This window comes from Saccharopolyspora terrae, from assembly GCF_004348435.1.
Classification (GTDB): Bacteria; Actinomycetota; Actinomycetes; order Mycobacteriales; family Pseudonocardiaceae; genus Saccharopolyspora; species Saccharopolyspora endophytica.
Genome location: NZ_SMKS01000005.1, coordinates 126,202 through 148,371, shown reverse-complemented (window position 1 = coordinate 148,371; position 22,170 = coordinate 126,202). Strand labels below are relative to the sequence as shown.

The window sequence follows — 22,170 nt, the reverse complement described above, 5'->3', positions numbered from 1 at the left end:
AGCCTTGACCAGCGCAGGGAGCCACTCATGAGTCGTGTCCGAGTTCTCGTCGGCACCCGCAAGGGAGCGTTCATCCTCACCGCCGACGGCAAGCGCGAGTCGTGGGAAGTCGACGGTCCGCACTTCGGCGGCTGGGAGCTCTACCACCTCAAAGCCTCCAGGGTCGATCCCGACCGCTTGTTCGCCTCGCAGTCCATGGGCTGGTTCGGGCAGCAGATCCAGCGCTCCGACGACGGCGGTCGGAGCTGGGAACCGGTCGACAACCACTTCTCCTACGACGGAACGCCCGGCACGCACCTCTGGTACGACGGGACGCCGAGGCCGTGGGAGTTCACCCGCGTCTGGCACCTGGAGCCCTCGGCCACCGACCCGGACACCCTCTACGCGGGCGTCGAGGATGCGGCGCTGTTCCGCACCACCGACGCCGGCCGCAGCTGGCACGAGCTGCCCGCGCTGCGCGAGCACGAATCGGCGCCGAACTGGCAGCCGGGAGCCGGCGGCATGTGCCTGCACACGATCATCCAGGCGCCGAACAACCCCGACCGGTTCTACATCGCGATCTCGGCGGCGGGCGCGTTCCGCACCGACGACGGCGGCAAGTCCTGGCGGCCGATCAACAAGGGCCTGCAGTCCGGCCAGATCCCGGACCCGGACGCCGACGTCGGCCACTGCGTGCACCGCCTCGCCCTGCACCGCGACCGGCCCGACGTGCTGTTCATGCAGAAGCACTGGGACGTGATGCGCAGCGACGACGCGGGCGAGTCCTGGTACGAGATCAGCGGCGACCTGCCCAGCGACTTCGGGTTCCCGATCGACGTGCACGCCCACGAGCCCGACACCGTCTACGTGGTGCCGATCCTCAGCGACGAGCAGCACTTCCCGCCGGAGGGCAAGCTGCGCGTGTACCGCAGCCGCGTCGGTGGAAACGAGTGGGAACCGCTGACCAACGGCCTCCCGCAGGAGAACTGCTACGTCAACGTCCTGCGCGACGCCATGGCCGTCGACGAGCTGGACGACTGCGGGATCTACTTCGGCACCACCGGCGGCGACGTCTACGTCTCGCCCGACTCCGGCGACACCTGGCGACCCATCGTCAACAACCTGCCCTCGGTCCTGTCGGTGGAGGTGCAGACGCTGCCATGATCCGCATCCTGCTTCCCGCGCACCTGCGCACGCTGGCGAAGATCCCCGAGCACGAGGTGGTCGTCGAGGTCGACGGCGTCCCGACGCAGCGGCTCGTGCTCGACGCCCTGGAGGCCCGTTACCCGGCGCTGCGCGGCACGGTCCGCGATCACGACACCAAGAAGCGGCGGGCGTTCATCAGGTTCTTCGCCTGCGAGCAGGACCTGTCCAACGAGCCGCTCGACGACCCGCTGCCCGAGGAGGTCGCGGTCGGCAAGGAGCCCTACATGATCATCGGAGCGATGGCCGGCGGCTGATCGCTAGGGTGGTGGAATGCTGGTTCATCACCTGGATTGCGGTCCGATGAGGCCCTTCGGCGGCCGGTTGATCGACGGCGAGGGCTCGGTGCTGCGCCGGGCCCGGATGGTGTGCCACTGCCTGCTGATCGAGACCGAGAGCGGATTGGTGCTGGTCGACAGCGGTTTCGGCAGTGCGGACTCCGACCCGGCGCGGACCTCGCTGCCGAAGGCGTTCCGGTTGATGATGAACCCGCAGCTGGATCCGGCGAGCACCGCTGTCGCGCAGGTGAGGCGGCTCGGGTTCGACTCGGCCGACGTGCGGCACGTCGTGCTCACCCACCTCGACCTCGACCACGCGGGCGGCCTGCGGGACTTCCCGCAGGCCAAGGTGCACGTCCACGGCCCCGAACTGCGCGCTGCCACCGGAAGTTCGGACATGCGCTACCGCAAGGCGCAGTGGGCGCACGGTCCCGACTGGGCCGTGCACGAGGACCGGTCCGGGCAGGACTGGTTCGGGTTCGAGGCGGTGCGCGAACTCGACGGGCTGCCCGAGGAGATCCTGCTCGTCCCGCTCGGCGGCCACACCACCGGCCACATCGGCGTCGCCGTGAACGCGGGCGCGCGGTGGTTGCTGCACGCCGGTGACGCGTACTTCTGGCAGGGGGAGATGTCGGAGCCACCGCACTGCCCGCCCGCGCTGCGCGCGTTCCAGCGCGCGATGGCGGTGGACAACCGCGCGCGGCTGAACAACCAGAACCGGCTCCGCGACCTCGCGGGCGAGATCGACGTCATCTCCGCGCACGACCCCATCGGCTTCGACAGCCACGCGCGCGGTGTGAGCTGACGCTCCTCGACGGAACCGGCGCCCGGCCGCGGTCACCGATCAGCGGCCAGCACTGCGGCGAGCCCTCCTCGCAGGTCCTCGACGAAGAGCTCGGGAACTTCCAGCGACGGGAAGTGCCCGCCGGCCTCGGGTGACCTCCAGCGGACGATCCGACGGTACCGCTGCTGCGCCCACGGGCGCGGGCACTTCTCGACGTCGCGCGGGTACGTGGTGATCGCTGACGGGACGTCGACCCGGAGCTCGGGGTCGAGGGAGTTGTGGCTCTCGTAGTAGATGCGGGCCGCCGATGCGCCGGTCCGCGTCAGCCAGTACAGGGTGACGTCGTCGAGAACCCGCTCCACGGGGATGGTTTCGAACGGGCTGTCCTCGGTGTCCGACCACTCGGCGAACTTGTCGAGGATCCAGGCGAGAAGCCCGACCGGCGAGTCGACGAGCGAGTAGCCGATGGTCTGCGGCCGGGTCGCCTGCTGCTTCGCGTAGGCCGCGCGGTGGAGCCAGAAGTGGCGGGTTTCCTCGGCCCACCTGCGCTCGGTCGCCGAAAGCCCGTCCGTCGTCAACCCGGGCGGTCCCTCCGCGAAGGTCGTGTGGATGCCCAGGACGTGCGCCGGGAACCTGCCGCCGAGAACCGTGGTGATGTTGCCGCCCCAGTCGCCGCCGTGGGCTGCGAACTCGTCGTAACCGAGCCTCCCCATCAGTTCGACCCACGCGGCGGCGATCTTCTCGGTTCCCCACCCGGTGGTGGTCGGTTTGTCGCTGTAACCGAAGCCTGGCAGCGACGGGACGACGACGTGGAACGCCGGCGCATCACCCTCTTTCGGATCTGCCAGCTCGTCCACCACGTCGACGAACTCGGCGATGCTGCCCGGCCAGCCGTGCGTCACGATCAGAGGGGTGGCGTCCGCGCGAGCGGATCGGCGGTGCAGGAAGTGGATTCCCAGGCCCTCGATGGTGGTGCGGAACTGGCCGATGCGGTTCAGGCGCTCCTCGAACGACCGCCACTCGTACCCGGTGCGCCAGTGGTGCACGACGTCGACGAGATCGGCGAGCGGAACGCCCTGCTCCCAGCGGCGAGAGGTCGTCTCCTCCTCCGGTAACCGAGCAGCTGCCAATCGCGCGCGCAGATCGTCGAGATCGGCATCGGTCGCGCGGGCTTCGAACGCCTGCACGTCGCTGGTGGGACGGGGCATGAGGACCTCCTGGCCATCGCAGAACCGGCCGCGACCTGTGGTGAACCGGCTAAGGTGGTTCTAGCAGTCCGCGCGTCGGCGTGCAACCGACCACCGCGGCCCACCGGGCCACCGGGGCTAAGGTGGTTCCATGCGTGCTGGTTTCCCCGACTTCCGCCTCGGTACCGAGCTGGCGACCAGCTTCACGGCGACCCTGACGGAGCGGTGCGGCGACGCCGTGGAGCGCATCCCCACGCCGCAGCGACTCGTCGACTGGCTGGCGGTGAGCGGCCTGGCCGTGGACTCCTGCACCACCGACCAGCTCGAACTCGCGCGGGAACTGAGGGAGTCGATCCACGCCGCCGCGACCGCGGCCGCGCTCCACGACGCTCTTCCCGCGTCAGCCGTCCACGTCATCAACGACCGCAGCGTTCGAGGTCGGGCGGCGGCCGTCCTGACGCCCGAGGGACGTCGTCAGTGGCGGCTGGGCTCGGCTTCCAGCGTGGAAGACGCCCTGAGCGTGATCGCCGCCGACGCGATCAGCATCATCGCAGGTGAACGAGACGGGAAGTGGGCGTTGTGCGCCTCGCCGACCTGCCGGGCCGCCTTTTTCGACACCAGCCAGAGCCGCACCCGCAAGTGGTGCGACATGAACACGTGCGGGAACCGCCAGAAGAAGGCGCGCTTCAACGCCAACCAGCGAAAGAACGCGACCGGCGCGCGGACGGGTACCAGCTGAGCGGCTCCCGGGGCTACGGCGCCGTCGCGCGGGCGGCCTGATCCCGGAATTGGTTTGACCGCTCAACGGCGGCACCCGCAGACTGGTGCGCGATCTGGATCGATGCTGGGGGTTGTGGTGGCGGTCGAAACGCGCGCCGATACCGGTGTGCTGCGTGCTCGCAACGCTGTTGCTGTGGTGTTCGCGCTCAACGGGTTCGCGATGGCCAGCTGGATGTCGCGGATCCCGGAAGCGCGCGACGCGCTGTCGGTTTCGCCGGGCGAACTGGGCAGGCTGCTGCTGGCGATCTCCGTCGGATCGATCCTCGCGCTGCCGCTGGCGGGAGCCCTGGTGCACCGCTTCGGCGCCCGAGCGGCCATCACCGGCGCTGCCGTGCTCGACGCCGCCGGAGTGGCGCTGGCCGGCGCCGGTGCCGGGGTGTTCGGCGACGTCTGGGTGACCGCTGCCGGCCTGTTCGCGCTCGGACTGGGCACGGGCGTGTGGGACGTGGCGATGAACATCGACGGCGCAGCGGTGGAGCGCCGGATCGGCCGCACCATCATGCCGCGCTTCCACGCGGGTTTCAGCTTCGGCACCGTCATCGGAGCCGGGGTGGGGGCGGCCTGCGCCGGGCTGGGCGTGCCGATCGTGGTGCACCTGGTCGGTGCGGCGGTCCTGGTCGCGGTGATCCCGGCGTTGGCGGCACCGTCCCTGCTGCCCGCGCACGACGACGAGGAGAAGGAGTCGCCCGGCGGCGGGATCGTCCGCGCCTGGGCCGAACCGCGAACCCTGCTGGTGGGGTTGATGGTTCTGGCGATGGCGCTGACCGAGGGCACTGCCAACGACTGGCTGGGAGTGGCCCTGGTCGACGGTTACGGCATCCCGCCGTGGCTCGGCGCGGTCGGTTTCGCGGTGTTCCTCAGCGCCATGACCGCGGGCCGCGTCGTCGGCACGGTCCTGCTCGACCGCTTCGGCCGCACGAAGGTCCTCTGGGCCACCATGACCACCGCCGGGATCGGCGTGCTGCTGGTGGTCTTCGGGACCTGGCTACCGCTGGTGTTCCTGGGCGCCGCGATCTGGGGAATCGGTGCGTCCCTGGGCTTTCCGGTGGGGATGAGCGCGGCCGCCGACGCCCCGGCCCGCGCGGCGGCCCGCGTCAGCGTCGTCTCCACCATCGGCTACACGGCGTTCCTCGCGGGCCCACCGCTGCTGGGCTACCTCGCCGACCACGTCGGCACCCTGCACGCGCTGCTGCTGGTCGCGGCCCTGCTGGTCCCGTCAGCCCTGGCGGTTCCGGCCGCGAAGCCACCCGAGCACGAAGCCGACTGAGAAATGCTCGGCCAAGGGCCTTGAAGAGGGCGGCGTCAGCTGCTGTTTCAGGTGTGGGACTCACTCGCACCGCCGTGCCGTCCCCTTCGGGGGATTTCTCTGCGGTTCTCTGGGGAGGACAGCCGTAGCGCCGTGTATCGGGCATACACAAGTCTCGGATCCCGGAACCAGAGAGCCGCTGCGCTTTCCCGTTCGGGGGTTGCCGCCACCCGCACCGCCACGCAAAACGAGTCCTCGCAGCCATCAGACCTCGACCTCGGAGCGGTCGTCGGCCCACAGGGTGTGGAAGGTGCCTTCCCGGTCGGTGCGGCGGTAGGTGTGGGCGCCGAAGAAGTCCCGCTGGCCCTGGGTGAGCGCCGCCGGGAGGCGTTCGGCGCGCAGCGCGTCGTAGTAGGCGAGGGCGGCGGCGAAACCCGGTGCGGGAACGCCTTGTTCGGTGGCGGCGACGAGGACCGCGCGCCAGTCGTCCTGGGCTTCGGCGATCTCCGCCGCGAACTCGTGGTCGGCGAGCAGGCTCGGCAGGTCGGGCCGGTTGTCGTGGGCCGCGCGGATGCGGTCCAGGAACGCCGCGCGGATGATGCACCCACCGCGCCAGATCGCGGCGATGGCACCGAGGTCCAGCCGCCAGTCGTACTGCGCGCTGCCCGCGGCGATCTCGTGGAACCCCTGCGTGTAGGACACGATCTTCGACGCGTACAGCGCCTGCTCGACCTGGTCGGCGAACCTCGCCGCCTCGGCGTCCCCAAGCGCGCGCGGGGTGGGCCCCGCCAGGCCGCGCGACGCCTCGCGCAGCGCGGTGTGCCCGGACAGCGAGCGGGCGAACACCGCTTCGGCGATGCCCGAGACGGGCACGCCCAGTTCCAGCGCCAGTTGCACCGTCCAGCGCCCGGTTCCCTTCTGCTCGGCCTGGTCGGCGACCACGTCGACGAAGGGTCGTCCCGTCGCGGCGTCCACGTGGGACAGGACTTCGGCGGTGATCTCGATCAGGTAGGAGTCCAGCCTGCCGGTGTTCCACGCGCGGAAGATCCCGGCGATCTCCTTCGGCGGATATCCGGCGACGTCGCGCAGCAGCTGGTACGCCTCGCCGATGAGCTGCATGTCGGCGTACTCGATGCCGTTGTGCACCATCTTCACGAAGTGCCCGGCCCCGTCGGTCCCGACGTGCGTCACGCACGGTGCTCCGTCGTCGGCCTTGGCGGCGATCTTCTCCAGCATCGGGCCGAGCGAGGCGTAGGACTCCGCTGAGCCACCGGGCATGATGCTCGGACCGCGCAGCGCGCCTTCCTCCCCGCCGGAGATGCCGGTGCCCACGAAGTGGATGCCCTGCTCGCGCAGCTCCTGCTCGCGGCGGCGGGTGTCGGCGAAGTGCGCGTTGCCGCCGTCGATGATCACGTCCCCCGTGTCCAGCAGCGGTGCGAACTCGCGGATCACCGCGTCGGTGGGGTCACCGGCCTTGACCATGATGACCAGTCGTCGCGGCCGTTCGAGCGCTGCCACGAAGTCCTCGGCGGATTCGGCGGGGACGAACGTGCCCTCGTGGCCGAACTCGTCGACGAGCTCGCGGGTTCTGGCGGGAGTGCGGTTGTGCAGCGCGACGGCGTAGCCGTTGCGCGCGAAGTTGCGCGCCAGGTTGCGGCCCATGACCGCCAGTCCGCTGATGCCGATCTGCGCTGTTGTGCTCATTCGCGTGACTCCCGTGGTGACGTCGGTTCTCGGCGGGGCTCAGCTGCTCGCGGCGGGTTCCGGGACGTCGAGCGGCCGCAGCAGCGAGGTCTCGTCGCGGCCCCAAGCGCCCAGCAGGTGGTCGGCGAGCCTGCCCTCCAGCAGTTCGGTGGCCCGGACGCCGAAGACGACGTCCTCGGCCAACCGCGGTTCCCGATCGAGCAGGTCGCCGATCACGTCCCTGCGCATGACCTGCTCGTGCACCGCGTCGGCCTCGACGTGCTCGGTGAAGAAGTGGACGCACTCGTGCGCCGCCCCGAGCCTGTCCAGAGCCTTGGCGAGGCGCTGCGCGCTGGGCGCCGTGGTGATCTCGGCGGCCGCGAAGTGCCCGACCAGCGCACCGCGCAATCCCTGGTGCAGGCCCAGCAGCGACATCAGGTTGACGATGGCGATCTGCGGCGCCGGCACCACGTCCAGGTAGTGCAGGTAGTCGGCGGACAGCCCGGCGCCGGTCAGCAGGTCGGCGAAGAGCTGGGCGTGGACCCGCTCACCGCGCCCGCCGCCGAACTCGTCGAACTCCACCGCCACCAGCGACGCCTTCGCCTGGCCCTGCAGGCGCGGGATGACCCACGCGTGCGGGTCGGCCTCCTTGAGGTGGTAGATCGAGCGGTGCGCGAAGTACTCCCGCACCTGCCACCACTGCCCGCGGTCGCGCAGGTGGTGCGAGACGCCGTTGCCGGGCACGGGTTCCACCAGCAGCTCGTCGAGCACGCCCGCGACGTCGTCGGAGGCGTCGGTGCCGGCGCGCAGCGCGTCCAGGAAGACGCGTTCGAGCTCGCCGCGCAGGGCCAGCAGGCCCGGGGCCCACTCCCATTCCGACGAGACGCCGTCGAACCCGCGGTAGTGCAGCTCGTAGCAGGTGTGCAGGGCGATCGCGAGGTCCTGGCCCCAGGGATCGCAGTCGTGCGCCAGCTCCGGGGGTGGCGCGGGGGCCGGGGGTTCCCGGCGGAGCGTGGCGGTGACCGCGGCGGACAGCGGGCCGCGCGGTTCCGGCAGACTGGTCATCGCACCCCTCCCTCGACTCGGATCGCCGCGAGCAGCGCCCGATCACCTCGGGCCGCCGCAGCGCGTTGTCTGCGGGCGCCGGTGCCGCAGTGCAGCAGTCCGGCGACGAGCTTGCGGACCGTCGCCAGCTCGCGGGTCTCCTCCAGTTCGGTTGCGGCCCAGCGGATCATGCGGTGCACGAGTTCGGCGGACCGCGCGCGGCGCCGCGCCACCAGGTCGATGCCGGGCCCGTCGAGCCCGTGGCGGGCTGCGGTCCACACGGCCGCCTGTTCGAGACGCGGATCGATCTCCGGTGCCTCGCGGCCGGCGTCCAGCTCGCGTTGCGCGGTCCGCACCAGAGCCCTGGTCACGACCGCTTGCAGCAGCGCCTCGCCCACGGTGGTGGCCGCGTCCGCGACGCGCAGCTCGACCGTCGGCAGGTGCGGTGACGGCCGCGCCAGCCAGAACGACATGGCCTCGTCGACGAGGACTCCGCACTCGACCAGCCGCGCGACGTGCTCGTCGTGCTCGGACGCCGAGCGGAACCGCGGCGGGATTCCCGAGCCGGGGAACCGGGTCTGCTGCACCAGGCGCCAACTCGCGTAGCCGGTGTCGGTGCCGAGGTGGAACGGCGAGTTCGCCGACATGGCCAGCAGCGACGGCAGCCACGGGTGAAGGTGGTTGATCACGGCCACGGCCTGCTCCCGGTCGGGCACGCCGACGTGCACGTGGCAACCGCAGGCCTGGTAGTCGGTGACGACCGCGCGGTAGGTCTCGGCGATCCGGTTGAAGCGCGCGCCGGGTGAGATCGCGCCCGGTTCGCCCGGCAACGGCGGTGTCCCGGAGGAGATCAGCGCCAGTCCTTCCGCCTGCGCCGCGCGGCTCATCCGCTCGCGCGCGGAGCGCAGCTGCCCGCGCAGCTGCGCCGAGGAGGTGCACACGCCGGTGGCGGCCTCGGCCTGGCTGGTCAGCAGCTCGGGGTGGAAGCCGTGCTGCGGATCGAGGTCGGCCGCTGCGGCCAGCACCGCCGGACCCCGTCCGGACGGGGCGCCGCTCTCCGGGCCCACCACGAGGAACTCCTCTTCGACGCCGAAGGTGCGCGAGGGTTCGGGAGCCTGTTCGACCGCCGGCTCGGCGTTCTCGACGGCGGGAGTGTTCACCGGCGAGCTCCTCCCCGTGGCTGCGATCCGGCCTGCATGGCGTTGCTTTCCCCGGTGAGGGCCTGGTCAAACCTCTGAGCTCGTGGTTTGCGACTCGGCGGGGGAGGAAACCTGTTGGCCATGAGATTGCTGAGAACCTCGGCTGTTTACCGGCCGCAGGGCGACACCTGGCTGCTGGCGCGGGCTTTGGGCGACGCCGGGATCGAGCCGGGCAGCCGGGTGCTCGACGTCGGCACCGGGACCGGCGCTCTGGCGCTGGCCGCGGCGCGCACCGGCGCTGGGGAGGTGACGGCCGTGGACGTCTCGAGCGCGGCCGTCGCGGTGGCGCGTGCGAACGCCTGGCTGCGCGGCTTGCCGGTGCGCGCGGAGCGGGGCGATGCGCTGGCGCGCGACTACCCCGACCCGTTCGACGTGGTGCTGGCCAACCCGCCCTACGTCCCCGCGCAGGGCCCCGAGCCACCGCGCGGCGCGGCGCGTGCGTGGGACGCCGGGTACGACGGCCGCGCGGTCATCGACCGGCTGTGCGTTCGCGCGCCCGAGCTCCTGGTCGGTGGCGGGACGCTGCTGCTGGTGCAGTCCGACCTGGCCGACGTGGAGGCGACGCTGGTGCGGCTGCGTGCCGGGGGATTGAAAGCCGCTGTGGTGGACCGCCAAGCGCAGGCGTTCGGCCCGGTCCTCGACGAGCGCGCGGCCGTGCTGGAGGACCGCGGGCTGATCCGGCGCGGGCAGCGCAGCGAGGAACTGGTGGTGATCCGTGCGGACCGGCCGCGGTGACCCCGACCTCCGGCGGGTCACCGTCGTCCCCGGAGGACCGATCCTCGTCGAAGGTCCCGTGCGGCTGGTGCTCGGGGACGGGACCACAGTGGACTCCGACCGGTTCGTGGTCGCCGTCTGCGCGTGCCGTCGCAGTCAGAACTACCCCTTCTGCGACACCAGCCACCGCCGCAAGGTGCGCGACGCGTGACCGCCGGGCCGGATCGCTCGACGTTTCGTCGACGGGGCTCCCGGGTAAGCCGTGGTCTCCCGAGGATGAGGAGGATGTTCAGATGTCTGCGATGGACAAGGCCCGCCACAAGGTGGAGGAGGCCGTGGGCAAGGCCAAGGAGAAGCTCGGCAGTGCCACGGGCGATCGCAGAACCGAGGTCGAGGGCAAGACCGAGCAGACCAAGGGCAACCTCAAGCAGGCCGGTGAGAACGCGAAGGACGCCTTCGGCAAGGACGGGTGACTCCCAGCGCCGGTCCGGAAGCCCGCGCGACTCAACCGGTTTCCCCTCGGCGGGGGCTGATGGCGAGCCCCCGCCGAGCCACGTCCGAAATTCCCGAGGAGGCTCGGCGATGCAGGAGCAGGACTTCCCGCTTCCGGACTACGACCAGCTGTCGACGGGGTCGTTGCAGCACATGATCCGTTCGCTCGGTCAGGACGAGCTGACGCGCGTGCTGGAGTACGAGCAGGAGCACAACGACCGCCCGCAGGTGGTCGAGATGATGCGGCAGCGGCTCTACGAGCTCCGCCGCGGTGCCCAACCCGGATCGGGTGAGCACCGCGCGGAACCTGCGGAGGCGCAGGACTCCGCGAAGGGCTCGCCGGTGACGCCGGCCGGGGCCCCGGAAGCGATGCATCCGCTGCGGCACGGAAACCACAACCGGCCCGGCACCACGTAGAAAGTCGTGCGCAAGGCGGGGTTGGGGCCATCAGCGGCGCAGTCCCGCGTCCATGGGGGCGGGCATGACGCTGCGGTTGGTGTTCAACCGGGACGACCTGGCGCGGGTGCGGCTGGCCGAGGCGCCGGACCCGATGTGGGAGCTGGTGCTGAGCCTGCACCTGGCCCGGGAGCGGCGGCTGCCGCCCCAGTACCTGTCGTGGCACAGGCAGGCGAGGCTGCGCGCCGCGACGGGCGACCGGGCTCCGCGCTGGTTGCGCGCGCTGGACGACGGCGACCGCGACTAGCTGCACTCGGTCGTGGCCGCGGTCCGGCAGCCTCACCGGCCTCGGCGCGGCCCTGATCACCGCCGACCAGACCCGCTACCGCGACTGGCCCCGCGCTCGTCGCGGTCAGTCGCTCGTCTTGAGCTTCTTCATGATCATGTGGGAGTCGACCCTGGCCACCGCGCGCAGCGCCATGAGCTTGGTCGTGAGGAAGGTTTCGAAGGTCGCCGAGTCCTCCACGGCCACGCGGATGAGGTAGTCGGGGCGGCCGAAGAGGCGGTGCACCTCGACCACCTCGTCGTAGGCGGTGATGGCGCCTTCCAGCTCCTCGACGGTCTGCAGGTCGTTGATGCTGATCTCGACCGAGACCATGACCTCGAAGCCGCGACCGGTGGCGGCCGGGTCGATGCGGGCGCGGTAGCCGGTGATGATCCCCTCGGACTCCAGGCGCTTGACCCTGCGCAGGCACGGAGCGGGCGTGAGGCCGACCCGCTGGGCGAGCTCGACGTTGGTCAACCTGCCGTCCTGGCTCAGATGAGACAATATTGCGCGGTCTAGGGCATCCATCGACATCATGTTGCTCTCAGGGTCGGAAACTGGGAACGCACGGCAACCACATTACTCCGTCCGCCACCTAAAATTGCAGGCATGCCTGCCGTTCTGGTCGCTGAGACCGCTTCCTCCCCGCGCGCCGACGTGCGGGGTGCTCTGCGCGATTCGAGCTCCGTGGGGCTCGCGATGATCCCGCTGGGCATCGCGTTCGGACTGCTCGTGGTGCACGCCGGTCTGGACTGGTGGTGGGCGACGGCGTTCGCCGCCCTGATCTACGCGGGCTCGCTGGAGTTCCTGCTGATCGGCCTCGTCGTGGCCGCCGCGCCGCTGGCGAACGTCGCGGTGACGGCGCTGCTGGTCAACTTCCGGCACGTGTTCTACGCGCTGTCCTTCCCGCTGCACCGGGTGCGCAGCCGAGTCGGCAAGGTGTACAGCACTTTCGCGCTCACCGACGAGGCCTACGCGCTGTCGACCGGACCCGCGGCGCAGGAGTGGAGCGGCAGGCGGATCGTGTGGTTGCAGGTGCTGCTGCACTTCTACTGGGTCGCGGGCGCGACGCTGGGCGCGCTGTTCGGGGCGCTGGTGCCGTTCCGGCTCGACGGTCTCGACTTCGCGCTCACCGCGCTGTTCGTCGTGCTGGCCATCGACGCCTACCGGGCGCGTCGCAGCGTTCCCGTCCCGGCGCTGGCGATGGTCTGCGCGTTGGTGAGCGCGCTGCTGTTCCCCGAGCAGATGCTGCTGGTCTCCCTCGGGCTGTTCACCGCCTGCCTGCTGGCGAGCCGAATCCTCTTGCGGAAGAAGGACGTCGATGCCTGACCCGATCCACATCGCCGGCGGGGTGGCCGTGTCCGTCGCCGTCACCTGGGCGTTGCGGGCCTTGCCGTTCGCCGCTCTCGCGCCGCTGCGCAGCAGCGCGACCGTGCACTTCCTCGGCGCGCGGATGCCGGTCGGCGTCATGGTGATCCTCGCCGTCTACACGCTGCACGACACCCAGGCAACCGCGTACGCGCCGACCGCGCTGTCGCTGGCGGCGACGATCGGGTTGCACCTGTGGAAGCGCAACCCGGTGCTGAGCATCCTCGGCGGGACCGCCGTCCACGTGCTGCTGACCAGCGTGGTCTTCGCTCAGTCCTGGTAGGTGCGGTAGGCGGCGACGAGCTGGGTCTCGGCGGCGTCGAAGTACGCGTCGAGCTTCTCCGCCGCCGCCTCCCGGTGCCCGGCCGTGAGCAGGTCGGCGATCTCGCGGTTGAACCCGAGGTAGGGCTTGTGGAACTCCTCGGGGCGCGACATGACGTGGAACGCCAGGCGCAGCTCGGCCAGCAGCTGGCGCATCGTGTCGTTGACCCGGGGGCTGCCCGCCAGCGCCGCCAGCGCCTCGTGGAAGCGCATGTTCGCCGTGCCCACGTCCCACCAGCGCTCCTCGGCCGCCGCGCGCTCGCCGTCGCTGACCGCGCGGTCGACCGCTGAGACCAGGTCGGGGTTCTCGCCGCGGCGCACCGCGCTGGTCTCCAGCAGGCGGCGGATCCGGTAGAGGTCGATGACGTCCTCGGCGGAGAGCACCCGGACGAACACGCCGCGGTGGAACTCGTGCACCAGCAGCCGTTCGTGCACCAGCAGCCGGAAGGCTTCGCGCAGAGTGTTGCGGGAGACCGCGAGGGCCTTGCCCGCGCTCTCCTCGGACAGGCGGGTGCCGGGGGACAGGGCGCCGTCGATGATCCGCTGCCGCAGCACGTCGGCGACCCGCTCGGCGGTGCTGGTGCGGTCGAGCAGCGCTCGGTCGGCCGCCAGCAGGTCAGCCCACGGATCGGTTGCGGTCAAGCCGGCTCCCTGTGCAGTAGGTGCAGGTGATCAACAGTTTAACGGGAAAGTTCCAAACGGGGTATTGCGGTATTGTTCAACAATTCTCTATGTTGTTCCGAACCACAGCCACCGCGGGATCGGAGTGCCATGACCGAGACGAGCACACCCCGGCAGAACGGATCGAAGGGGAAGCGCAGCACGCTGCTCGGTGCGGTGTTCCTGATGGCCACCAGCGCCATCGGGCCCGGCTTCATCACCCAGACGACCCAGTTCACGATCCAGCTCGGGGCCGCCTTCGCCTTCGCGATCCTGGTGTCGATCCTGGTCGACATCGCCGTCCAGCTGAACGTCTGGCGGGTCATCGGCGTCTCCGGCATGCGCGCCCAGGACCTGGGCAACAAGGTGCTGCCCGGCCTCGGCTACGTGATGGCCGCGCTGGTGGTCTTCGGCGGGCTCGTGTTCAACATCGGCAACATCGCCGGAACCTCGCTGGGCCTGGACGCGCTGTTCGGGCTCGACGCCAAGATCGGTGGCACGCTGTCCGCGGTGATCGCGATCGGCATCTTCCTCAGCAAGCGCGCGGGTGTGGCGATGGACCGGATCGTCGTGGTGCTGGGGATCGTGATGATCGCGCTGACCGCCTTCGTCGCGTTCTCCTCCGCACCTCCCGTCGGCCAGGCTCTGGTGCAGGCCGTGTGGCCGAGCGAGGTCGACTTCCTGGCCATCACCACGCTCATCGGCGGCACCGTCGGCGGCTACATCACCTACGCCGGGGCGCACCGGCTGGTCGACGCCGGCGTGACCGGACCGGACCAGATCACCGACGTCAGCCGCAGCTCCGTGGTGTCGCTGCTGGTCACCGGCGTGATGCGGCTGGTGCTGTTCCTCGCGGTGTTCGGCGTGGTCGCCGGCGGCGTCGCCCTCAGCTCGGCCAACCCCACCGCCGAGGCGTTCCAGCACGCGGCCGGTGAGATCGGGGTGCGGCTGTTCGGCATGATCCTCTGGGCCGCCAGCATCACCTCGGTCGTCGGCGCCGCCTACACCTCGGTGTCCTTCCTGGTCACCTTCTCCCGCTCGCTGGAGAAGGCCCGCAACTGGCTGGTCGTGGCGTTCGTGGCGATCTCCGCGCTGGTGTTCGTGCTGCTGGACCAGGCGCCCACCACACTGCTGGTGCTGGCCGGTGCGCTCAACGGGCTGATCCTGCCGGTGGGCTTCGGCGTGCTGATGTTCGTGGCCGCCCGGCGCGGCGATCTGCTCGGCGGCTACCGCTACCCGCGCTGGCTGCTGGTGGTCGGCGCGGTCGCCTGGCTGCTGACGGTCTACCTGGGCGTCAACTCGGTCGGCGGCATCGCGGCGCTGTGGAAGTGAGGACGACGATGGATCTCAACGCGGACCTGGCCGAAGGTTTCGGCCGCTGGGAACTCGGCGACGACGAAGCGCTGCTGGGCGTGGTCACCAGCGCCAACGTGGCCTGCGGCTTCCACGCCGGGGACTCGGTGGTGATCCGCGCGGCGGTGACCCGGGCCGCCGAGCGGGGCGTGGCGGTCGGCGCGCAGGTCGGCTACCGGGACCTGGCCGGCTTCGGCCGCCGGTTCATCGACGTGCCGCCGCGCGAGCTGACCGACGACGTGATCTACCAGATCGGCGCGCTGGCGGGGTTCGCCCGCGTGGCGGGCACCGAGGTCGGCTACGTCAAGCCGCACGGCGCGCTCTACAACGCGATCGTGCACCACGCCGAGCAGGCGGCCGCCGTGGTCGAAGCCGTCCGCGCCTACGACCCGGGACTGGCCGTGCTCGGCCTCCCCGGTTCGGAGTGGCTCTCCCAGGCTGAGCGGGCCGGTTTGCGGACCTTCCGCGAAGCCTTCGCCGACCGCGCCTACACGCCCGAGGGCACCCTCGTGTCGCGGCGCGAACCCGGCGCGGTGCTGCACGACCCCGAGGAGATCGCCCAGCGCTGCCTGAAACTCGCCGCGGGCGAACCGATCCGGGCCGTCGACGGCAGCGAGATCCAGGTGCGCGCCGACTCGATCTGCGTGCACGGCGACAGCCCGGGAGCGGTCGCCATCGCCCAGGCCGTGCGCGACCGGCTCAGCGATGCCGGCGTGGTGCTGCGGCCGTTCGTGGCGGGAGGGAGCTGATGCGCTTCCTGCCCTGCGCCGACTCGGGACTGCTGATCGAACTGGCCGATCTGCAGGAGGTGCACGCGCTGTACGCGGCGCTCGCAGACGCGCCGCCCGAAGGCGTCATCGACCTCGTCCCCGCGGCGAGAACGCTCCTGCTGCAACTGGATCCGCAGCGGTCCGACGTCAAGGCGATCGAGGCCGCGGTGCGCGCCGTCGAACCGCGCGGCGGCCTGCGCGAGGAGGGCGAGCAGCTGGAGGTGCCGGTCGTCTACGACGGCGCCGACCTCGCCGAGGTCGCCCGGCTGACCGGGCTCACCGAGCGCGAGGTCGTCGACAAGCACACCGGAGCCGAGTGGAAGGTCGCCTTCGGCGGATTCGCACCGGGTTTCGGCTACCTCAGCGGCGGCCCGCAAGACCTGGTGGTGCCTCGCCGGTCCGAGTCGCGCACCGCCGTTCCCGCCGGAGCCGTGGGGCTGGCGGGCGCGTTCAGCGGCATCTACCCGCGGGAATCGCCCGGCGGATGGCAGCTCATCGGGCACACCGACCTGCAGATTTTCAGCATCGACCGCGATCCGCCCGCGCTGCTGCGCCCGGGTGTGCGAGTGCGGTTCCGGGAGATCGGATGACACTGGAAGTCCTGGCCACCGGCCCGCTCGCCACCGTTCAAGACCTCGGCAGACCGGGCCTGGCGGGGATCGGCGTGGGCACCTCCGGTGCCGCCGACGCCTCCTCGCTGCGGCTGGCGAACCGGCTGGTGGGCAACGACGAGAACACCGCCGCCATCGAGGTCACCTTCGGCGGGCTCGTCGTGCGCCCCACCCGCGACGTGACCGTGGCGCTCACCGGAGCACCGTGCCCCCTCTCGGTCGACGGTCGAGGCGCGGCTGCGAACGCGGTGCTGCGCGTGCCCGCCGGAGCGGAGCTGCGGCTCGGCGTCCCGGCGATCGGGTTGCGCAGCTACCTCGCGGTGCGCGGCGGCATCGACGTCGCACCGGTGCTCGGCTCGCGCTCCACCGACGTGCTCTCCGGCCTCGGCCCCGACCAGCTGCGGCCCGGTGCCGCGCTGCCGATCGGTGCGCCGCCCTCGCGGTTCCCGGTCGTGGACATCGCGCCCGTCGCCGGTCCCGCCGAGGAGGTCGTGCTGCGGGTCCAACCGGGCCCGCGCGCCGACTGGTTCACCGACGAGGCGCTGGAATCGCTGGTCAGCGCGCCCTACGAGGTCACCCCCGAGAGCAACCGGGTCGGCATGCGCCTCGACGGGCCGGTGCTGGAGCGCAGCCGGACCGAGGAACTGCCCAGCGAGGGCATGGTCACCGGCGCGCTCCAGGTGCCGCCGCTGGGAACCCCGACGCTGTTCCTGGCCGACCACCCCGTCACCGGCGGGTACCCGGTGATCGGCGTGGTGCTGGCCGCCGACGTGGCCAAGGCCGCGCAGGCGCGACCCGGCCAGCACGTCCACTTCCGCTGCATCTGAGGAGGCCACGATGGCGAAGGACATGTCACCCGAGCAGGCTCGGGAAGCGTTCCGCGGTGGGCTGCGCGTGCCGACCTCGGGTTTCAGCGCCGGGTGGACGCAGGCGAACCTGATCTCGCTGCCGCGCGAGCACGCCTACGACTTCCTGCTGTTCGCCCAGCGCAACCCCAAGTCCTGCCCGGTGCTGGACGTGACCGAGCCGGGCGAGACCAGCGCGTCGATCTTCCGGGGCGATCTGCGCACCGACCTGCCCGCCTACACCGTCTACCGGGACGGCGAGCTGGTGGAGGAGCGCGCCGAGGTCGTCGACCTGTGGCGGGAGGACCTGGTCAGCTTCCTCGTGGGGTGCAGCTTCACCTTCGAGGCCGCGCTGCTGGAGGCCGGTGTCCCGGTCCGGCACATCGAGGTGGGCAGCAACGTGCCGATGTACCGGACCTCCCGGCAGTGCCGACCGGCCGGAGGGCTGTCGGGTCCGCTCGTGGTGTCGATGCGGCCCGTCCCCGCTGAACTGGTCGCCGCAGCCGTGCGGGTGACCTCCCGCTACCCGGCGGTGCACGGAGCCCCGGTGCACGTCGGTTCTCCCGGAGCCCTGGGGATCACCGACCTCGGCGCACCCGACTTCGGCGAGGCCGTGGAGGTCCGGCCCGGTGAGGTCCCGGTCTTCTGGGCCTGCGGGGTCACGCCGCAGGCCGCGGTGATGCAGTCCAAGCCGCCGTTCGCCATCGGTCACGCCCCCGGCCACATGGCCATCACCGACGCCCGCGACAGCGACTACCAGGTCCCGTAGCCCGGAGACGGGCGACGTGGGTCCTGCGATCCTCGTCATGATTGCGACACCGACGCGGTGACCTCTGCTTACCGTGGGCCCGTGACTTTTCGCATTCCGCTCCAGGTCCGCAGCTACGAGCTCGATGCGCTCGGCCACGTCAACCACGCCGTGTACCACCAGTACGGCGAGGTGGCTCGGGTCGCCGGGTTCCAGGCGGCCGGGTGCGACTGGGACGGGCTGGTAGCCCAGAAGCTGTCGCCGGTGCTGCTGAGCACGACGGTGAACTTCCGGCGCGAGCTGCGCGCCAACGAGCACATCGAGGCGTCCTGCGAGGCGAAGTTCGGCTCCGGGAAGTCCTTCCACCTCGACACGGTGATCACCAAGGCCGACGGCACGATCTCCGCCGACATCACCTGCGTGCTGGGCCTGATGGACCTCGAAGCCCGCAAGCTCGTCGCCGACCCCAGGAGCGCGCTCGAAGCGGTCGGCTTCGACGCCGAGGCGCTGGCTCCGGGGGCCTGAGCGGTTCAGCGCTCGGCGTTCACCGACGTGCGCCGACCGGGCAGTTCGAAGGCCAGGATCCGGCGGGCGGCCGCCGCGGCATCGCGGTCGAGCCGCCGCCAGTCCTCGTAGGGTTCGGCCTGCGCCCGCAGCGGGGCGAGGTTCTTCAGCAGGATTCGGGTGTTCGTCTCAGCGCTCATCGTTCGGCTTCCCGTCAGCGGGGTGTCTCCCCACTGGGGTTGATCGCCGAGCGGTGGTCCGGGATTAGCCGGAAGTAGCGCAGACCACGTCGGAGATCACGGCATCACCGAGCCGATCTCCACCGCGCCGCCCTGCCCGGGGATCATCGTGACGTTGCGGTGCACCGGGCGCTCCGGCGCCGCATCGATCGCGCTCAGGTCGGTGCGGCGGGCGATCTCCCCGGTGAGGATGCGCATCTCCTCCATCGCCAGAGTCGCGCCGAGGCAGCGGCGGTCACCACCGCCGAACGGGACCCACGTGGTGGAGCCGGGTTTCACGCCGACGAACCGGTCCGGGTCGAACCGGAACGGGTCGGCGTAGAGGTCTTCGCGGTGGTGCAGCGAAAGAACTCCGATCAGCACCCGCGACCGCTCCGGCACGACCCAGTCGCCGAACCGCCAGTGGGACATGACCCGCCTGCCCAGCATCGGGATCACCGGGCGCACCCGCATCGCCTCGTGGATCGTCGCGTCGACGTAGCCGCCGTCGTCCTCGGCGCGGGCCGCGTCGCGGAGCCTGCCGTAGGACTCGGGGTGCCGCACCAGCCGCTCGAACGCCCAGCCGATGGAGTTCGCGGTCGTCTCGTGCCCCGCCAGCACCAGCGTCAGCAGCTCGTTGCGCAGCTCCCCGTCGGTGAGCCCGGCGCCCTCGTCGTCGCGGGCGTCGAGCAGCAGCGACAGGATGTCGTGCCGCTCGCCGGGCACGTGCGCGGCGCGGCGCTCGGCGATCACCGCCAGCATCGCGCGGTCGAGGTGCGCCAGCCCCCACTTCTGCACCCCCATCGGCTCCGAACTGCGCATCGACACCAGCTCGCTGATCCGCGCCAGCGAGCTCACCGACAGCGCCAGCATCTGCCGCAGCCGCCTGCGCAGCAGCTGCTCGGACTCGCTGGAGCGGTAGTCGATGCCGAAGACCCCGGACATGATCACGTCGAGGGTCACCTGCTGAGCGGAGTCGGCGAGCCGGATCCGGGAGCCGGGTTGCCAGCTGTCGATCTCGCGGGTGGTGGCGTCGAGGATCTGCTCGCGGTAGCGGGCGATGGCCTTGCCGTGGAACGGAGGCATCAGCAGCTTGCGCTGCCTGCGGTGCCGCTCGCCGGTCGCGGTCAGCACCGACTCGCCGACGATGGGCCGCAGCTGCGACTGCCCGGCGGTCGACGGTGCCAGGGCCGGGCCGGCGGTGAACAGCGACTTCACGTGGTCGGGGTGCGAGGTGATCGTCAGCGGCCGCTTCTCCAGCAGCGTGTTGACGCGGAAGACGTCCCCGTGGAGCCGGGTTCCCTCGAACAGCACGCGCCCTTCGTCGCGGCCCAACCGCAGGGTCTGCAGCAGCGGCCCCGCACCGTGCAGCGGTGGCGGCGTGCCCAGCTCGTCGACCGGTCCGGCCGGGGACGGCACGAGCTCCCCGGACCCGGACGGTGTCGCGGACTCCCACCAGCGGCGCCGGTGCTCGCTGGAGGACGTGGCGGTCGAGGTCGTCATGACCACAACGCTATCGGCAGGTGACCGCGCCCACATCGTGCTGCGGGCCCGGTTCCACCTCCTACCTGAGGAGGAGTCCGCGACGATTCCGGTGGGCCGGGCGGCGTTCTAGGCTGGCCCGGATGAGGGGTCTGATCCGCTACGTGCACGGCCGAGCCGCGGCGCTGCCGTTCGGCTACCCGCCCGCGGTGGTGCTGCCCGGCCACGCTTGCCTGGTGGTGGTGTCGGCGGTCGCGGTGGTGCAGCGGCTGGCGGCCGAGGTCGCGGACTGGACGCTCGTCGGCGGTCTGCTCACGATCCTGCCGGTGGTGTACCTGCTGGTCGGAACACCGAACCCGGACTCGGGACGGCCCGTCGGCGTGGCCGGGTGTGCGATGCTGGGCACCTCGATCCTGCTGGTGCACCCGGTGCCCAACGACCTCGCGCCGCTGATCCTGGTCGTGATGCTCGCCGAGTGCGCGGCCGTCACCTCGGTTCGGGCGAGCCTGACGGTCGCCGCCCTGGCCGCGCTGGTCCCGACCGCGGCGGCAGCCGTCGGGCACCTCGGCTACGGCCTGCCGTTCTCCCTGGTCACGGTCGCGCTCGGCTGGGCCACCGGCTTCATCATCAGGACCCAGCTGCGGTCGTTCGAGCGGGAACGCCAGGTGCAGGCCGAGCGTGCGGTGCAGGCCGCCGACGACGAGCGCCGCCGCATCGCGCGCGAGGTGCACGACGTCGTCGCCCACTCGCTGAGCATCACGCTGCTGCACCTCACCGGTGCCAGGCGGGCGTTGCAGGAGGACCGCGACGTCGACGACGCCGTCGAGGCGCTCACCGACGCCGAACGACTCGGCAGGCAGGCGATCGCCGACATCCGCCGCACGGTCGGGCTCCTGGACGCCGAACCCTCGAAGGTCCGCCCGGAACCGGGCATCGACGACATCGTCGATCTCGTCTCCGACGTCGTCAGAGCCGGTGTCCCGGTGACCTACGAGGTGGACGGCGACGCTCGATCCGTCTCCGCCGCAACGGGTCTCGCGCTCTACCGGATCGCGCGCGAGTCGTTGGCCAACGTCGTCAAGCACTCCCCGGGAACCACCGCGCTGGTGCGGCTGGCCATCGACGACGGCGTGGTGCTGACCGTCGGCAACGCGCTGCCGAGCGCGGCAGGAGCGGTAGAGCCCGGGAACGGCATCGCGGGCATGCGCCAGCGCGCCGAACTGCTGGGCGGACGCCTGCGAGCCGGTCCCGCCGGCGATGAATGGGTGGTGCGCGCGGAGTTCTCACCAGAACCGCACGACCTGCTGCCGACACCGGGGGAGGCCCGATGATCAAGGTTCTGCTCGTCGACGACCAGGAGCTGGTGCGCTCGGGGCTGCGCCGGATCCTGCGCCGCAAGGACGGTTTCGCCGTCGTCGGGGAGTGCGCGGACGGGTCGGAGGTGGCCTCGGCGGTCGCCGCCGACCGGCCCGACGTGGTCGTGATGGACCTGAGGATGAAGCACGTCGACGGCATCGAGGCGACCCGCAGGCTGCAGGCGGCCGACGACGCCCCACCGGTGCTGGTGCTGACCACCTTCGACGACGACCAGCTGCTCTCCGGAGCCCTGCGCGCGGGCGCGAGCGGCTTCCTGCTCAAGGACTCCCCGGCCGAGGACGTCATCCGCGCGGTCCGGTCGCTGGCCGCGGGGGAGGCGTGCTTGGACCCGGCCGTCACCGGACGCGTGCTCACCGCGTACCGCTCGTCGTCCCCGGCACCGGAGGTCGCCGTCGACGAGCTCACCTCCCGCGAGCACGACGTCCTGGTGCTCATCGGACGCGGCCTGTCCAACTCCGAGATCGCCGCGGAACTGGGCATTTCCGAGGTGACGGTGAAGAGCCACGTCGGCCGCATCTTCGTCAAGCTCGACCTGCGGGACCGCGCAGCCGCGATCGTCTACGCCTTCGACCACCGCATCGTCAGGCCGAGGTAGTGCTGCGC

The 22,170-nt window shown here is 71.3% G+C and carries 28 protein-coding genes; 20 read left to right on the top strand and 8 right to left on the bottom strand.

The features are described from left to right. Positions 1-27 precede the first annotated feature (27 nt). The 3 genes from E1181_RS05720 to E1181_RS05710 are packed head-to-tail and all read left to right on the top strand — an operon-like array spanning position 28 to position 2,265. Positions 28-1,143 carry a WD40/YVTN/BNR-like repeat-containing protein gene (locus E1181_RS05720; RefSeq protein WP_132672838.1) on the top strand — a complete coding sequence of 372 codons (1,116 nt, stop codon included), beginning with the start codon at positions 28-30 and terminating at the stop codon, positions 1,141-1,143. Beyond that, complete coding sequence (locus E1181_RS05715) at positions 1,140-1,439, top strand: MoaD/ThiS family protein (RefSeq protein ID WP_132672837.1); 300 nt, start codon at positions 1,140-1,142, stop codon at positions 1,437-1,439. The genes E1181_RS05720 and E1181_RS05715 overlap by 4 nt, the downstream gene beginning before the upstream one ends. 16 nt (positions 1,440-1,455) lie before the next feature. After that, positions 1,456-2,265, top strand: coding sequence for an MBL fold metallo-hydrolase (locus E1181_RS05710; protein WP_132672836.1), 810 nt, complete (start codon positions 1,456-1,458; stop codon positions 2,263-2,265). Between the two features lie 32 nt (positions 2,266-2,297). Here E1181_RS05710 and E1181_RS05705 read toward each other — a convergent pair whose 3' ends face one another. Beyond that, positions 2,298-3,452: an epoxide hydrolase family protein gene (locus tag E1181_RS05705; RefSeq protein ID WP_132672835.1), complete on the bottom strand. Its 1,155-nt coding sequence runs from the start codon at positions 3,450-3,452 to the stop codon at positions 2,298-2,300. Positions 3,453-3,582: 130 nt separating this feature from the next. Here E1181_RS05705 and E1181_RS05700 point away from each other — a divergent pair, with 130 nt between their 5' ends. Beyond that, positions 3,583-4,170, top strand: a complete 588-nt coding sequence (locus tag E1181_RS05700; protein WP_132672834.1) for a CGNR zinc finger domain-containing protein — start codon at positions 3,583-3,585, stop codon at positions 4,168-4,170. Positions 4,171-4,284: 114 nt separating this feature from the next. Next, positions 4,285-5,478: an MFS transporter gene (locus tag E1181_RS05695; RefSeq protein WP_235876423.1), complete on the top strand. Its 1,194-nt coding sequence runs from the start codon at positions 4,285-4,287 to the stop codon at positions 5,476-5,478. Between the two features lie 243 nt (positions 5,479-5,721). On the opposite strand, the gene gndA is transcribed toward E1181_RS05695, so the two are convergent. Genes gndA through E1181_RS05680 form a run of 3 tightly spaced genes read right to left on the bottom strand, consistent with a single transcriptional unit; the run spans position 5,722 to position 9,344 of the window. Continuing rightward, positions 5,722-7,161, bottom strand: coding sequence for an NADP-dependent phosphogluconate dehydrogenase (gene gndA / locus E1181_RS05690; protein ID WP_132672833.1), 1,440 nt, complete (start codon positions 7,159-7,161; stop codon positions 5,722-5,724). Positions 7,162-7,200: 39 nt separating this feature from the next. Beyond that, on the bottom strand, positions 7,201-8,205 hold the full coding sequence (locus tag E1181_RS05685) for an iron-containing redox enzyme family protein (protein ID WP_132672832.1): 1,005 nt from the start codon (positions 8,203-8,205) through the stop codon (positions 7,201-7,203). Next, positions 8,202-9,344, bottom strand: coding sequence for a carboxylate-amine ligase (locus E1181_RS05680; protein WP_132672831.1), 1,143 nt, complete (start codon positions 9,342-9,344; stop codon positions 8,202-8,204). The genes E1181_RS05685 and E1181_RS05680 overlap by 4 nt, the downstream gene beginning before the upstream one ends. 120 nt (positions 9,345-9,464) lie before the next feature. On the opposite strand from E1181_RS05680, the gene E1181_RS05675 reads away from it, so the two are divergent. The 5 genes from E1181_RS05675 (at position 9,465) to E1181_RS31720 (ending at position 11,292) form a co-directional block, all read left to right on the top strand. Continuing rightward, positions 9,465-10,118 carry a HemK2/MTQ2 family protein methyltransferase gene (locus E1181_RS05675; RefSeq protein ID WP_132672830.1) on the top strand — a complete coding sequence of 218 codons (654 nt, stop codon included), beginning with the start codon at positions 9,465-9,467 and terminating at the stop codon, positions 10,116-10,118. Next, the gene (locus E1181_RS05670; RefSeq protein WP_132672829.1) at positions 10,099-10,308 is read left to right on the top strand and encodes a CDGSH iron-sulfur domain-containing protein; all 210 of its coding nucleotides are present in this window, start codon (positions 10,099-10,101) and stop codon (positions 10,306-10,308) included. Before E1181_RS05675 ends, E1181_RS05670 begins: the two co-directional genes overlap by 20 nt. An 82-nt stretch (positions 10,309-10,390) precedes the next feature. After that, positions 10,391-10,570, top strand: coding sequence for a CsbD family protein (locus E1181_RS05665; RefSeq protein ID WP_132672828.1), 180 nt, complete (start codon positions 10,391-10,393; stop codon positions 10,568-10,570). A gap of 109 nt (positions 10,571-10,679) precedes the next feature. Continuing rightward, a complete protein-coding gene (locus tag E1181_RS05660; protein ID WP_132672827.1) occupies positions 10,680-11,006 on the top strand; it encodes a hypothetical protein in 327 nt (108 codons plus the stop codon). Between the two features lie 64 nt (positions 11,007-11,070). Beyond that, positions 11,071-11,292: a hypothetical protein gene (locus E1181_RS31720; protein ID WP_207922024.1), complete on the top strand. Its 222-nt coding sequence runs from the start codon at positions 11,071-11,073 to the stop codon at positions 11,290-11,292. A 105-nt stretch (positions 11,293-11,397) separates the two neighbouring features. On the opposite strand, the gene E1181_RS05650 is transcribed toward E1181_RS31720, so the two are convergent. Then, positions 11,398-11,838 carry an Lrp/AsnC family transcriptional regulator gene (locus tag E1181_RS05650; protein WP_132672826.1) on the bottom strand — a complete coding sequence of 147 codons (441 nt, stop codon included), beginning with the start codon at positions 11,836-11,838 and terminating at the stop codon, positions 11,398-11,400. A gap of 81 nt (positions 11,839-11,919) precedes the next feature. Here E1181_RS05650 and E1181_RS05645 point away from each other — a divergent pair, with 81 nt between their 5' ends. Both E1181_RS05645 and E1181_RS05640 read left to right on the top strand, forming a co-directional pair. After that, positions 11,920-12,639 carry an AzlC family ABC transporter permease gene (locus tag E1181_RS05645; RefSeq protein WP_132672825.1) on the top strand — a complete coding sequence of 240 codons (720 nt, stop codon included), beginning with the start codon at positions 11,920-11,922 and terminating at the stop codon, positions 12,637-12,639. Next, positions 12,632-12,961, top strand: coding sequence for a branched-chain amino acid transporter permease (locus E1181_RS05640; protein WP_132672824.1), 330 nt, complete (start codon positions 12,632-12,634; stop codon positions 12,959-12,961). The genes E1181_RS05645 and E1181_RS05640 overlap by 8 nt, the downstream gene beginning before the upstream one ends. Here the strand turns inward: E1181_RS05640 and E1181_RS05635 are convergent. Then, entirely contained in the window at positions 12,949-13,641 is a 693-nt protein-coding gene (locus tag E1181_RS05635; RefSeq protein WP_132672823.1) for a GntR family transcriptional regulator, read from the bottom strand. The genes E1181_RS05640 and E1181_RS05635 overlap by 13 nt on opposite strands. Before the next feature lie 129 nt (positions 13,642-13,770). Between E1181_RS05635 and E1181_RS05630 the strand changes: the two genes are divergently transcribed. From E1181_RS05630 to E1181_RS05605, 6 genes are all read left to right on the top strand, one after another. Further along, positions 13,771-14,991 carry an NRAMP family divalent metal transporter gene (locus E1181_RS05630; RefSeq protein ID WP_132672822.1) on the top strand — a complete coding sequence of 407 codons (1,221 nt, stop codon included), beginning with the start codon at positions 13,771-13,773 and terminating at the stop codon, positions 14,989-14,991. A gap of 8 nt (positions 14,992-14,999) precedes the next feature. Next, a complete protein-coding gene (locus E1181_RS05625) occupies positions 15,000-15,761 on the top strand; it encodes a LamB/YcsF family protein (protein ID WP_132672821.1) in 762 nt (253 codons plus the stop codon). After that, the gene (pxpB, locus tag E1181_RS05620) at positions 15,761-16,372 is read left to right on the top strand and encodes a 5-oxoprolinase subunit PxpB (protein WP_132672820.1); all 612 of its coding nucleotides are present in this window, start codon (positions 15,761-15,763) and stop codon (positions 16,370-16,372) included. The genes E1181_RS05625 and pxpB overlap by 1 nt, the downstream gene beginning before the upstream one ends. Continuing rightward, complete coding sequence (locus E1181_RS05615) at positions 16,369-17,220, top strand: 5-oxoprolinase subunit C family protein (protein ID WP_132672819.1); 852 nt, start codon at positions 16,369-16,371, stop codon at positions 17,218-17,220. Before pxpB ends, E1181_RS05615 begins: the two co-directional genes overlap by 4 nt. Before the next feature lie 10 nt (positions 17,221-17,230). Then, the gene (locus tag E1181_RS05610; RefSeq protein ID WP_132672818.1) at positions 17,231-18,007 is read left to right on the top strand and encodes a putative hydro-lyase; all 777 of its coding nucleotides are present in this window, start codon (positions 17,231-17,233) and stop codon (positions 18,005-18,007) included. 81 nt (positions 18,008-18,088) lie between these two features. After that, on the top strand, positions 18,089-18,511 hold the full coding sequence (locus tag E1181_RS05605; RefSeq protein WP_132672817.1) for an acyl-CoA thioesterase: 423 nt from the start codon (positions 18,089-18,091) through the stop codon (positions 18,509-18,511). Between the two features lie 5 nt (positions 18,512-18,516). On the opposite strand, the gene E1181_RS31295 is transcribed toward E1181_RS05605, so the two are convergent. Then, positions 18,517-18,690: a hypothetical protein gene (locus E1181_RS31295; RefSeq protein WP_165944521.1), complete on the bottom strand. Its 174-nt coding sequence runs from the start codon at positions 18,688-18,690 to the stop codon at positions 18,517-18,519. Between the two features lie 96 nt (positions 18,691-18,786). Further along, entirely contained in the window at positions 18,787-20,211 is a 1,425-nt protein-coding gene (locus tag E1181_RS05600; RefSeq protein WP_132672816.1) for a cytochrome P450, read from the bottom strand. A gap of 122 nt (positions 20,212-20,333) precedes the next feature. Between E1181_RS05600 and E1181_RS05595 the strand changes: the two genes are divergently transcribed. After that, positions 20,334-21,521, top strand: a complete 1,188-nt coding sequence (locus E1181_RS05595; RefSeq protein WP_132672815.1) for a sensor histidine kinase — start codon at positions 20,334-20,336, stop codon at positions 21,519-21,521. After that, a complete protein-coding gene (locus E1181_RS05590; RefSeq protein ID WP_132672814.1) occupies positions 21,518-22,162 on the top strand; it encodes a response regulator in 645 nt (214 codons plus the stop codon). Before E1181_RS05595 ends, E1181_RS05590 begins: the two co-directional genes overlap by 4 nt. Positions 22,163-22,170: the final 8 nt, after the last annotated feature.

Excerpts from the sequence above, each read along its gene's own strand:
- E1181_RS05715 (WP_132672837.1), top strand. The coding sequence starts at position 1,140 with ATGATCCGCATCCTGCTTCCCGCGCACCTGCGCACGCTGGCGAAGATC.
- E1181_RS05710 (WP_132672836.1), top strand. The coding sequence starts at position 1,456 with ATGCTGGTTCATCACCTGGATTGCGGTCCGATGAGGCCCTTCGGCGGC.
- E1181_RS05720 (WP_132672838.1), top strand. The coding sequence starts at position 28 with ATGAGTCGTGTCCGAGTTCTCGTCGGCACCCGCAAGGGAGCGTTCATC.
- E1181_RS05665 (WP_132672828.1), top strand. The coding sequence starts at position 10,391 with ATGTCTGCGATGGACAAGGCCCGCCACAAGGTGGAGGAGGCCGTGGGC.
- E1181_RS05630 (WP_132672822.1), top strand. The coding sequence starts at position 13,771 with ATGACCGAGACGAGCACACCCCGGCAGAACGGATCGAAGGGGAAGCGC.
- E1181_RS05660 (WP_132672827.1), top strand. The coding sequence starts at position 10,680 with ATGCAGGAGCAGGACTTCCCGCTTCCGGACTACGACCAGCTGTCGACG.
- E1181_RS05600 (WP_132672816.1), bottom strand. The coding sequence starts at position 20,211 with ATGACGACCTCGACCGCCACGTCCTCCAGCGAGCACCGGCGCCGCTGG.
- E1181_RS05650 (WP_132672826.1), bottom strand. The coding sequence starts at position 11,838 with ATGGATGCCCTAGACCGCGCAATATTGTCTCATCTGAGCCAGGACGGC.
- gndA (WP_132672833.1), bottom strand. The coding sequence starts at position 7,161 with ATGAGCACAACAGCGCAGATCGGCATCAGCGGACTGGCGGTCATGGGC.
- pxpB (WP_132672820.1), top strand. The coding sequence starts at position 15,761 with ATGCGCTTCCTGCCCTGCGCCGACTCGGGACTGCTGATCGAACTGGCC.
- E1181_RS05700 (WP_132672834.1), top strand. The coding sequence starts at position 3,583 with ATGCGTGCTGGTTTCCCCGACTTCCGCCTCGGTACCGAGCTGGCGACC.
- E1181_RS05675 (WP_132672830.1), top strand. The coding sequence starts at position 9,465 with ATGAGATTGCTGAGAACCTCGGCTGTTTACCGGCCGCAGGGCGACACC.
- E1181_RS05610 (WP_132672818.1), top strand. The coding sequence starts at position 17,231 with ATGGCGAAGGACATGTCACCCGAGCAGGCTCGGGAAGCGTTCCGCGGT.
- E1181_RS05625 (WP_132672821.1), top strand. The coding sequence starts at position 15,000 with ATGGATCTCAACGCGGACCTGGCCGAAGGTTTCGGCCGCTGGGAACTC.
- E1181_RS05615 (WP_132672819.1), top strand. The coding sequence starts at position 16,369 with ATGACACTGGAAGTCCTGGCCACCGGCCCGCTCGCCACCGTTCAAGAC.
- E1181_RS31720 (WP_207922024.1), top strand. The coding sequence starts at position 11,071 with ATGACGCTGCGGTTGGTGTTCAACCGGGACGACCTGGCGCGGGTGCGG.
- E1181_RS31295 (WP_165944521.1), bottom strand. The coding sequence starts at position 18,690 with ATGAGCGCTGAGACGAACACCCGAATCCTGCTGAAGAACCTCGCCCCG.
- E1181_RS05685 (WP_132672832.1), bottom strand. The coding sequence starts at position 8,205 with ATGACCAGTCTGCCGGAACCGCGCGGCCCGCTGTCCGCCGCGGTCACC.
- E1181_RS05590 (WP_132672814.1), top strand. The coding sequence starts at position 21,518 with ATGATCAAGGTTCTGCTCGTCGACGACCAGGAGCTGGTGCGCTCGGGG.
- E1181_RS05595 (WP_132672815.1), top strand. The coding sequence starts at position 20,334 with ATGAGGGGTCTGATCCGCTACGTGCACGGCCGAGCCGCGGCGCTGCCG.
- E1181_RS05705 (WP_132672835.1), bottom strand. The coding sequence starts at position 3,452 with ATGCCCCGTCCCACCAGCGACGTGCAGGCGTTCGAAGCCCGCGCGACC.
- E1181_RS05645 (WP_132672825.1), top strand. The coding sequence starts at position 11,920 with ATGCCTGCCGTTCTGGTCGCTGAGACCGCTTCCTCCCCGCGCGCCGAC.
- E1181_RS05640 (WP_132672824.1), top strand. The coding sequence starts at position 12,632 with ATGCCTGACCCGATCCACATCGCCGGCGGGGTGGCCGTGTCCGTCGCC.